The 9929-nt window shown below is 41.6% G+C and carries 9 protein-coding genes; 3 read left to right on the top strand and 6 right to left on the bottom strand.

Annotated elements, in window-relative coordinates; translation table 11 throughout:
* Window positions 1–221: 221 nt before the first annotated feature.
* From ASG01_RS15615 to ASG01_RS15605, 3 genes are read right to left on the bottom strand one after another with little or no spacing between them, the layout of a single operon-like run.
* Complete coding sequence (locus ASG01_RS15615) at window positions 222–755, bottom strand: phage tail protein (RefSeq protein WP_055865876.1); 534 nt, start codon at window positions 753–755, stop codon at window positions 222–224.
* Between the two features lie 25 nt (window positions 756–780).
* Window positions 781–1320 carry a phage tail protein gene (locus tag ASG01_RS15610; RefSeq protein ID WP_055865872.1) on the bottom strand — a complete coding sequence of 180 codons (540 nt, stop codon included), beginning with the start codon at window positions 1318–1320 and terminating at the stop codon, window positions 781–783.
* Window positions 1321–1348: 28 nt separating this feature from the next.
* Window positions 1349–1888 carry a phage tail protein gene (locus ASG01_RS15605; protein ID WP_055865867.1) on the bottom strand — a complete coding sequence of 180 codons (540 nt, stop codon included), beginning with the start codon at window positions 1886–1888 and terminating at the stop codon, window positions 1349–1351.
* A 382-nt stretch (window positions 1889–2270) separates the two neighbouring features.
* On the opposite strand from ASG01_RS15605, the gene ASG01_RS15600 reads away from it, so the two are divergent.
* Both ASG01_RS15600 and ASG01_RS15595 read left to right on the top strand, forming a co-directional pair.
* Entirely contained in the window at window positions 2271–3614 is a 1344-nt protein-coding gene (locus ASG01_RS15600) for an exodeoxyribonuclease VII large subunit (RefSeq protein ID WP_055865864.1), read from the top strand.
* Between the two features lie 70 nt (window positions 3615–3684).
* Window positions 3685–3885 carry a hypothetical protein gene (locus tag ASG01_RS15595; protein WP_131725399.1) on the top strand — a complete coding sequence of 67 codons (201 nt, stop codon included), beginning with the start codon at window positions 3685–3687 and terminating at the stop codon, window positions 3883–3885.
* A gap of 105 nt (window positions 3886–3990) precedes the next feature.
* Here the strand turns inward: ASG01_RS15595 and ASG01_RS15590 are convergent, their stop codons facing one another.
* Together ASG01_RS15590 and ASG01_RS15585 are read right to left on the bottom strand one after the other, a co-directional pair.
* Entirely contained in the window at window positions 3991–5046 is a 1056-nt protein-coding gene (locus ASG01_RS15590) for a serine hydrolase domain-containing protein (RefSeq protein WP_055865859.1), read from the bottom strand.
* A 90-nt stretch (window positions 5047–5136) separates the two neighbouring features.
* Window positions 5137–6603 (bottom strand): alpha/beta hydrolase-fold protein, encoded by a 1467-nt coding sequence (locus ASG01_RS15585; protein WP_055865856.1) that lies wholly within the window; start codon window positions 6601–6603, stop codon window positions 5137–5139.
* A 635-nt stretch (window positions 6604–7238) separates the two neighbouring features.
* On the opposite strand from ASG01_RS15585, the gene ASG01_RS15580 reads away from it, so the two are divergent.
* Window positions 7239–8597: a collagen-like protein gene (locus ASG01_RS15580; RefSeq protein WP_055865852.1), complete on the top strand. Its 1359-nt coding sequence runs from the start codon at window positions 7239–7241 to the stop codon at window positions 8595–8597.
* Between the two features lie 494 nt (window positions 8598–9091).
* Here the strand turns inward: ASG01_RS15580 and ASG01_RS15570 are convergent, their stop codons facing one another.
* Entirely contained in the window at window positions 9092–9856 is a 765-nt protein-coding gene (locus tag ASG01_RS15570) for a hypothetical protein (protein ID WP_131725398.1), read from the bottom strand.
* Window positions 9857–9929: the final 73 nt, after the last annotated feature.

Raw genomic sequence — 9929 nt, 5'->3', positions numbered from 1 at the left:
ATAAGAGGTGAAGATCAGATCGCCTGCTGCGAGCGAGGTCTGTGCGGATGCTGCCGCTCCCGTAAAGAGCAGTGCCGAAGCGACTGCCATCTGACCGGTGAGCCGTCTGGCTAAACTGTAGAATTTTTTCATTCTTTATTTTTTTTAATTGAAATGTATCGTACAAAAAGGGCTGTGACTTCTATTTGAAGTTCCAGCCCAATTACATTTTTATCTGTTGCTTACGTTCTCGAAGGGAATAATCCTAATGTACAGATGATGTAATTCATCCCGAGATAAGGCTGCCGGATGCTGACCGGCATGCTGCTGCCTGCAGATGTCAGACTGTATGATCCCTGCACCGGTTTCATTGCGGCGTCCGGGGTTTTGCTGGAATACAATCCCGGCATTGCGGCCAGGGTGCCTCCGGTTGGTGATGCGCTTCCGCCACCTTCAGAATAGGTTTTAAGGGCTACTTTTTCGTTCACTGACGTGTGCGAATGCGCCGGAAGGTTGTCAACAGTACAGGTAATGTTTTCTGTTCCCGTCATTTCACCCAGTGGATAGCCCTGGGCATTTCCAGAACCCATCGGGGTACGGCCTGCAAAATTAGGCAGCTTAAATGTGGTGATGCCATCACCACCGTACGTAGTTCCCAAAAGTGAAAACAATGCCTGGTTCGTGTTGATCTGTAAAGTCTGGCCTAAGCAAAAGGCCCAGTTTTTCGGTGCGAAATCTCCAGCAAACATGCGGATTTCTGACATATTTCCGTCCATGGTATTTTTATTTTTTATTTAAAATTTAAGGTCTGTCAGGATACAATCCATTCATACAGATGATATAATTGGTCGCTAAAACCGGCTGAATAATTCCGATTGGGTTACCGCCGCCTGTAGGGGAAAGTTTTCCTCCATTTGTGGCAGGTGCCAGTTGTGTGTCTGGCTGCTGTGTGGAATAAGCTCCCGGGAGTCCTCCGGGTACCCGGCCTTCCGGTGATCCGGTATCACCACCTTCCGAATATACCGGAAATGATACGGTAGCTGATGCAGCATGAGTATGCTGGGGCATCTGCGCTTCTGTCAGCTGAACGGTTTCCGAACCTCCTTTCTGTCCCAGAGTAATGGTAGAGGTTCCTACGCCTGTGCCTGTGCCCACAGCAATTCTTCCCAAAAGGTCGGGTACGGCAAAAGTTGACATTCCGTCCCCACCATAGAAGGTTCCGATAATGCTGTATAACGCTTCGTTTTCCTGAATTTTATATAATGTCCCGTCGCAGAATGCCCAGTTTTGAGGTGCAAAACTGCCGGCGAAGATGCGGATTTCTCCTAAATATGCTTCCATGTGATCTTAATTTTTTTGAATGATGTTTTTAGTTTCTGGGAGGAAAATAACCGGTCAGACAGATGATGTAATTCATTCCGATAGATGGCTGAACAACACTGATCGGCTGATTGTTCCCCGTCGACTGTACCTCAATGTTTATGACCACAGGCATCGTGGTGGTGTCACTGGCTTGGTTGCTGTACATGCCGGGTTTGGCTGCAAATACATTTCCTGCAGGTGTTCCCGAATCGCCCTGTTCCGAATAGGCAGGGACATTAAAAGTTCCTGTCGGAATATGCGTATGCGCAGGCATGTTGGCCACGGTAATCGCCGCCGTACTTGAGCCTGCTGTCTGTCCCAAGGCGTAGGGTGATACCCCGCTTCCTTTTCCGGCTGATACTGCTGATCTTCCCATCAGATTGGGAAGGGCAAAAGTGGTCGAACCGTTGCCACCGTACGTGTTTCCCAGTATTGCATACAGTGCCGTGTACTGGTTAATGCTTAATAATCTTCCGTCGCAAAACGCCCAGTCAAGGGGTTCGAAGTGGGCTGCGAAGAGTACGATCTCTCCAATTGTTCCTTCCATAGGTATAGTTTTTAAATTAAAGGTTTAATGATGATCATTCAAGCAGCATATCCTGATCTGCATCCTGTTTTATACGAAATATAGCCCACCGATCAGCTCAGCAGAATCAAATTCACCAGGTGATGATCCAAAGACAGGGAATAGTTACGGGAATGTATGTTTATGTAAATGTGTGTTTTAAGGGTTAAGGGAACCTTACAAATCTACACTAATTTTTAATTCAACCGCATGTTATTTAAAGAAATGATAAAAAAGTTTTATTTGCCCGTGCTGGTGCAGGTTTTGGTCATTTACGGCTTGAAATCCGGGGTATTCCGGTTTCAGTTTTTTCCGCAATTAGCAATATCTTTGTACAGATGACTTTAAAAAGCAGAATGACATTATGGAGGATCAGGAACTGAGTTATCCGGTTTACACGCCCGCATCCGTGTTGGGGATTTTCAGCAATGCACTCAAACTCAGTGCGACGGTCAACCTTATCTTCTTAAAAGGACGGTATCTGTTTGGTGGGGGTAAGGCCTACGGTAATTACTATTATGATCAGTTGTACTCGGAAGGTGACAGCTCGGTGATAGGCGTTCGGATTTCTGCACTGCTGAGAAGCAAAATAACCTCTAATGAGATCTATACCCTGAAAGGTTTTATTGAAAAAAGCATTAAAAATTCTTCCATCGAACTGCGCTTTGTCGTCGATGATATTATCCAGCAGGAAGAAAAATCCATTTCTGAAGAGGAACTTCAGCGGTATGAACTGATTCAGAAAAAGCTGGCGACCGGGTCTAAGGATCTGGAGACGCTTATTCGCGGAAAGATGCTGCAGGATGAAAAAATAAAGGTGGCCAACATCTATGGAAACAATGCCATTGTGCAGAATGATTTTTCTGAAGGCCTGGATATCTCGTCTGTTTATTTTGATATCGATAATCACCCGTGTTCCATTACTTCGTCTACTTCCATTATGCAAAAACTCAGGGAGCTAACTGCGATGGAATATGATGTGATCGCTCTGGTAAGGGGTGGAGGGGACCGGCAGAGTATGGAAACGTTCAATGATGTGCGCTTATCTGAACTGTTTATTGGAATGACGGCTGTAACGGTTACGGCGATCGGACATACGGTAGACGAGACGCTTTTGGACCGCCTGGCGGATAAGCGTTTCCATCTGCCACATGATTATGGTGCGGGACTTCACGCCATTGCTGAAAAGCTGATCCATGAAAAGTCCAATTCCAGGGCGATGCTGATTGACGAGGTTAAGAAAGATGTGACCAGGCAGTTTTCAGAGCAGGTGGGTACCCTGGAGAAACAGCTGAAAAAGAAAAATGAGGAGTTTTCGGAGGCGCAGAAAATCTATAAAGAACAGACGGAGAACCATCAGAAGAATTTTGCCGATCAGCTGAAAAACCGGAGCGAGGAATTTCAGAAACTGCAGCAGAATTCAGCCAAACAGATGGAAGAAATGAGTAAAAATTTTCAGGAGCAGCAAAAGCAAAGGCAGACTGAAATGGAGAATTACCGGAAGGAGATTTCAATGCTCCACGAAAAGAATATCCAGTCTGCAGTCAGAGAAAATATGGCGCCTTTGCAGTCGAGTCTGAATTCTGTGAAAGAGGAGAATATGCGCTTACAGGCTGAATTGGAAGAGCGAAAAATAGGCTATGCAAAATTGATAATAGCTATGGTTATTGCCCTGTCCATAGGGTTTTTAGTGGCAAAACTGTTTTGAGTAGCGAAGATACGGTTTGATTGAAAGACTGACTGGATTTCGCGCGATTTATCATAAGCATATTTCACGGATGACAAAACATTTTTCAGCAAACACCTTTCATTCCTTTGAGCGTGTCTTTAATCTCACCGGCGTGATTGTAAAGGATGAGATCTTTCACCGGCGTTTCCGGAAATTTATCCAGATCATTAATGCTGAATATGGCTTTGTTTTTTACGGCTCCGGAAACGCTGAAGTTTTCGGTGGGATTGATTTTTCCCTGCGCTTTTAAAGTGATAACATTGTCAGCATAAACAGACGGGGGATAGATTTTATCTTCGTCCGAAATTGATTCCTGATTTTATCAAATATACACAGACTGATACAGAAGATCTGATTATTTTTTGCGGATGCTTTCGGCGTATACTTCGTTCATCAAATCGCGCACGAGCTGACCGTTCTGATGATTGGACAGTACGACGATTGCGACCTTGTTCTTTTTTGAATACCGCATCAGACTCGAGTTGCCAAAAGTGTCGCCGTCTTTTTCGAGAAAACCATCGCCCATTTCCCAGCCTAAGCCCAGTTTGCGCTTTGAATCTTCATAATAGGTATGTTCGATCCGTTTTACGGCTCCTTTAAAATCCTGATGAGTGAGAAACGCTTTCAGATACTTAATTAAATCCACGGCATTGGAGTGCAATCCTCCGGCAGGATTAGCCGAATTGAGAATCATCGGTTTCTGCATTTCGCCGCGCTGACTGTACAGTCCGGCCGTATTTTTATCTTTGGAAACAGAAAACGTAGTGGACGTCATTTTTAAAGGTTCCAAAATATTTTTTGAGACCATTTCTTCATAAGATATTTTTGACTGTCGCGCCAGAAGACTTCCTAAAAGCGAAAAGGCGAAATTGTTATACTGATACTGCCGGTAATCTTTCAGGGAATCGGTATTTCTCAGAACATCGTAAAGATATTTTTCATCAACAAAACGGAAAGGATTGTTTGGATCTTTCGCCATTAAATCTTCAAAATACTGATCGTTGCTCAGGTTTGGCAATCCGGACTGATGTGTCGCGAGATCGGTCATCAGCACTTTAGTTTTCATCTGACAGGACAAACGAAGATCGTCCGGAAGATAACTGTCGATGAAATCAAAAGGTTTTATTTTTCCTTTTTCGATTTCCTCTGCAAGCAAAAGTGCGGTAAACGTCTTTGTAGCCGATCCTATTTCGAAAACCGTGGTGCTGTCGGTTTTGGTTTTTCCGTTTGCGGTCAGTGTTCCGTAAGAGAAATAACTGGTTTTTCCGTTTTGATAAACTCCAATTACCAGGCCGACATCGGGAAATTTTTTGAGATTTTTTCTGACGACTCCATCCACGAATTTCTGATTTTGAGCGAAACTCTGTATACAAGCGAAAGTGAAAATCAGCAATAAAAAAAATCTGGTCATTTTAGTTTTTGCAATTAGTAGGTGCCACACGAATGTTGTTACAAGAATTTTTGAACATGAAGGGAATATGGGGCGATATTTTAAATTCGCTCACTTTTGTGGGTTATTTTTAAGCCATTCGAGATACTGTTCCTTTAAAAATATATTCCCGTCTTTTCTGTACTGCGGCGTAGATGCCGTAAAATGATCTCCCGGGTAGTACGCAAATTTAAAATCTGAATTCAGTTTTTTCATATCCATTTCTAAAGCACGGACCGATTGATCCAGGAAGAAATTGTCCTGATCACCTACCGCAATCCTAACTTTCCCTTCCAGATCCCTGCTTAAAGTGGTCCAGTTGTCTTTTAAATAGGCAGCAATATCATATTTTTTCCAGTTTTCAAATACAGACTGATCAATATTTCCGGTAATTGGATCACAGAGTTTTTCAGGTAAACCATCCTTCCCTTTTTTACTGAAAACGGCATTAAAAGAATTGAGCTGCTCGCCACGGTAAAGTACATTTTCGAGTTGAACAATATCTTTCATTTTCATCCATGGAATATTTCCTGCAACTGAAGATAATAACCGCGGCGTAAGGTCATCCTGATAAAACATATTTGCATCACTGTATAAATTTATTTTTTGAAAGTTTTGAAAATTGACAGGATCCGGAGAACTGGAGAAACAGGCAGAAAATATCTTAGGGTAATGTGTCTGAAGCCATAAGGTTGACCAACCGCCACTGCTATGACCGGTAAGTAATCTAGCGCCATTGCAACGATACATCTTTTCCAAAGCGGGAATAAATTCTTTAACCAGAGCATCGCCCCAAGGTCCGTTATTATCGCTGTTGGCGTACACAGAATGTCCTGATCTGCAATTGCCATCCAGAAAAACTTTTATCACAGGAATATTTTCGAGAGAAGTGGTTGGCACATTATTGCCGGAGAAATAATGATAATCTGCTCCATAACCGAAAATGGTAAACAGAACGGGAAATTTTCTGGTGGGTTCAGTATAATATTCTACCGGTAAGACCACCGCGGCATTGACTGTCATTGATGTTTTCTGAAAATTGCTCAATAAAGCAGAGGGTACTTTCAGTTCTTTCACATATTGAGTACTGGTAAAAGTTTTTTCCGGAATAATCTCGGTGGCATTTATTTTAAAGATTTCAGCGTAGTTTTTCGTCAGTACGATCTTTTGGCTTTTGCTGAATAGATTCCCTGTGCTTTCTGAAATCTGTCTTCCGCCCAAATTTCTGTCCCAGACAATCTGTACAAAATATTCTCCGCGCTCAATGTCTGAAATAACTTTAGGGTAAGACACTGCATCATCGCCGATTACAAAAGAATCCCCGGGTTTTAGATTTTTAACTGATTTTCTAAAACAGGGAAACAGGTCAACGCCTACCGCGCCGTTTTTTGGCTCCTGATTATCTTTTGACAGGTAGACAATTACATTGCCCGCAAAGGTGTCATTATATGCAGACGGCGAATAACTTACTTCAAATTTCTGTGCGAAACTTTGTGTGAATGAAAAGGTTAGTAAGAAAGTTAGTATTAATTTTTTCATAGATCGTTTTTTTAAGTGACCTGATTTTACCGTATGGTACTATTTCGAATTGATATGATGTAAATGTAAGACATCTATGGGACGGCAAACATTACATCCCGTGAGATTTTTTAGTATAACACGAGTTTTAAATGATCATTTGATATTCATCTTACGATTTATGTGAGCAAAGATTTTCAAAGTGTTCTCCAAGATATTTTAGTCCCCATCAAATGGCTGACTCCCCTCATTTGATCAGTATAATTTTTCCAAAACATAACCGGATTTCAATACGTCAAAAGTTGGAGCCGCATCTTTAGTAGGTCAAGACTTTGTGAACGGACAATCAATGAGTTTACACAAACAATCTGAATATATCAGCCATTCTGATGTTGATTTCGCTGTCTGAAGACGTATTTAAACCCCATATTACATTTACGAACCTTGATAAAAATGGCATTACAACTTTTGCCTGAGTACCTCCTGCTGCTCCGTCCAAAATGACATAATTTTTAATATTTTTTTGCAGATCATCAAGTAAACGGTTGATTTATCAGGCTCTCAATTTATATTCTGAAATATGTGATTAAAAAGTAGATTGTACTGTCTAAATAGATATATTTGTGCCATATGAGAAACTATAAAATTTACTTGATATGAAAAAAAATCTATTCCTTGCATTCGCACTGTGTGGATATTTTGCAAGCGCACAGGTGGGAATCAATACCCAACAGCCCACTGAAACATTAGATGTAAACGGTACATTGCGGGTGCGTTCCCTCGGAAACGGCAGCAGTTCTTCAACCTTCGATCAGGTTTTGGTAATGAAAGCAGACGGTACGATAGGAAAGGCTTCAAGATCTTCTGTGGGGGGTGCCTCTTCCAGCGCATTGGTAAAAACTACGGCCGAGCCAGCCGGTGCCAACTGTGCATCCGGCGGACTGAAAGTAGAAAGTGGATTGGATACTAACAGTAACGGAACTCTTGATGCATCAGAAGTTAGCGCAACCAATTATGTTTGTAACGGCGTACAGGGTGCTCAAGGTATTCAGGGAATCCAAGGTCCTCAGGGCATTCAGGGACCGACAGGTGCAGCCGGTCAGGGAATTGCTAACGGAACTGCGGGCGCACAAATTTATCTGACGAGTTCAACGGCACCCTTCTCTCCGTTGCCTCCACAAACTGCATCAGGAGACGTCGTTATCAGCAGTACCGCTGTAACTACAATTGCCAATAATGCTGTTACGACTGCAAAAATCGCAGATGCATCTGTTACGAACGCTAAAATAATTCCTTCTGCTGCTATTGAATATACCAAACTGGCCTTAACCAACAGTATTCAGAATTCAGATTTAGTAATAAACTCTGTTACTACCAGTAAGGTTGCAAACGGAACGGTCACCACTTCAAAACTTTCAGATGATGCAGTCAGTTCTGTTAAGATACTGAATGGTGCTGTTACCATCGGTAAAATCTCTGCAAGCGGCACTCCTTCAAGTACGACGTATCTTCGTGGTGACGGCACCTGGTCAACACCTGCGTCGGGTTCTGCTACAAATGTCGGATTGGGAAGACTGGTAGATGCCAACAATCAACTTATCGGATATGTACAAAGTGGCGGACTCAGCAATTATTCTATAAAAACAATTAATGGATTTTATCTGACTGTTAATGTTGACGGGACCATTCCCGGTGCTCAAACCTATTATGGTGACGGATCCTGCAGCGGTCCCGTAAAGTATATCAACTCGGGAAGTACAACTACACAAAACAGAAATGGAAAATATCTGTATTATGAAGGTACAACCGGGAAATTTTTTCAGCTTGATAACATTAATGCCAACGGCTATGCACAAAATACTGCTATAATAGGAACAACAAACATTTACAATACATCCGGTACCTGTACAGCATCTGCAACTTCAAACTTCGGATGGAAAGTTCAGACTACCGAGACGACACGGGCTACAATAGGTCTTCCGACGACCATTACACTGCCTTTAACCGTGCAGTAAGAATATTGCGCAATTTTTTTTTAAAGCGATTTCATATTTGGAATCGCTTTTTGTTTTTTTAATAACAAACGGTAAAACGCTTCTATAGCTATTCCTGCTATAAATAAAGAAAATTTTTCAGTGACAATTTTAAAAATGCAGTATTTATTCAGAATTTGAAGGGCAATATCGTATTCCTGTTGATCAGATCGATACTGACATGCTGGAGAAAATAGGATTGAATGGGGAGAAGGTATAATAGTTGAATGTGCCGGATCGTTTGTAAGGAATACCAATGTCTCACTGATTCCCGCAGAGACTGATCTGGGTGCGACAAGGATTACAGCAGATGTAAGGCTGCGTTTTATGGAAAGTAATGAAGGTCATGATTTTTAATAAAGGCAAAGGAACAGAAAAGATAGATTTTTTTTGCACAGTTTTATATCACTCTTAAAATGTGCTGAATTCTTTCTATAGACTATTCAAAGTAACACACGTTATGATGTCAACTAATCTCAATCCCTGTATTTATACAATATATGTTCTGTCAACGGATTGAGGCTTTTTCCGTTTTCAGGATTATTGCCGTCTGCGGTGAAAAACTCCACTTTATTGTTCTTTTTAGAATACCATATTTTGTGTAAAGATCTTTCCGTAATGGTATCCGGTATTTTTATCTTTTTGAAATGCAATAGCTCTTCTTTTTTTAAGGCTATTACTTTTACTTCCGGGCGAATGTAACTGCTGTCTGTGGCAATATATTCTGCACCGTTCCAGTACATGTATATCTTGTCTTTTGAGGTTGCATGACCACCAATTATTCCTTCTCTATCCGGCGTCTGGCTGCGATCCCCTGACTTCAAAACGCCGCCGGTAACCAGGCATACTAACAAAGTCATTTCCATTATTCCCATGCCGTTTTTCTTTACAAAATCAGGCATTTTAAAAACAGGGTTAACGGTTATAAAAACCTGCTGAATTTTCTCGGACAACGAGTCTCCAAATGCAAGCTTGAGAATCGTTGATCCGTCGCCACCGTCTACATGTACCTTACTGCAGAAATCTTCAAAATCTTTATAGCCAATGTATTTACTCAAATACAACAAGGTCACATCATCAATATTATAATCTACTCCGTCATTGACCAAAAATTTATAGTATCTGCTGAATGCTCTAGCATCTCTTTGATGGCCGTATGTCTCTTCAAATTTTACACTTAAATAAATTGAAATAGAATTTACACTTGCCTTTGGAAGCTTCTTTCCGGCAGTTTCAAACACTGTTTCCACTAAGAGTTTCTTCTTACTGATCATTCCGACTGGTTGATTGATTTTCTGCTGTCTAAGATAGACA

This window comes from Chryseobacterium sp. Leaf180 (assembly GCF_001424585.1).
Classification (GTDB): Bacteria; Bacteroidota; Bacteroidia; order Flavobacteriales; family Weeksellaceae; genus Chryseobacterium.
Note: the sequence above shows the minus strand (reverse complement) of the source record. Positions and strands in the feature narration are given on the sequence as shown.

Bases quoted from the DNA above. Each gene is read 5' to 3' on its own strand.
- ASG01_RS15615 (WP_055865876.1), bottom strand. From the start codon at position 755: ATGGACGGAAATATGTCAGAAATCCGCATGTTTGCTGGAGATTTCGCA.
- ASG01_RS15610 (WP_055865872.1), bottom strand. From the start codon at position 1,320: ATGGAAGCATATTTAGGAGAAATCCGCATCTTCGCCGGCAGTTTTGCA.
- ASG01_RS15605 (WP_055865867.1), bottom strand. From the start codon at position 1,888: ATGGAAGGAACAATTGGAGAGATCGTACTCTTCGCAGCCCACTTCGAA.
- ASG01_RS15600 (WP_055865864.1), top strand. From the start codon at position 2,271: ATGGAGGATCAGGAACTGAGTTATCCGGTTTACACGCCCGCATCCGTG.
- ASG01_RS15595 (WP_131725399.1), top strand. From the start codon at position 3,685: ATGACAAAACATTTTTCAGCAAACACCTTTCATTCCTTTGAGCGTGTC.
- ASG01_RS15590 (WP_055865859.1), bottom strand. From the start codon at position 5,046: ATGACCAGATTTTTTTTATTGCTGATTTTCACTTTCGCTTGTATACAG.
- ASG01_RS15585 (WP_055865856.1), bottom strand. From the start codon at position 6,603: ATGAAAAAATTAATACTAACTTTCTTACTAACCTTTTCATTCACACAA.
- ASG01_RS15580 (WP_055865852.1), top strand. From the start codon at position 7,239: ATGAAAAAAAATCTATTCCTTGCATTCGCACTGTGTGGATATTTTGCA.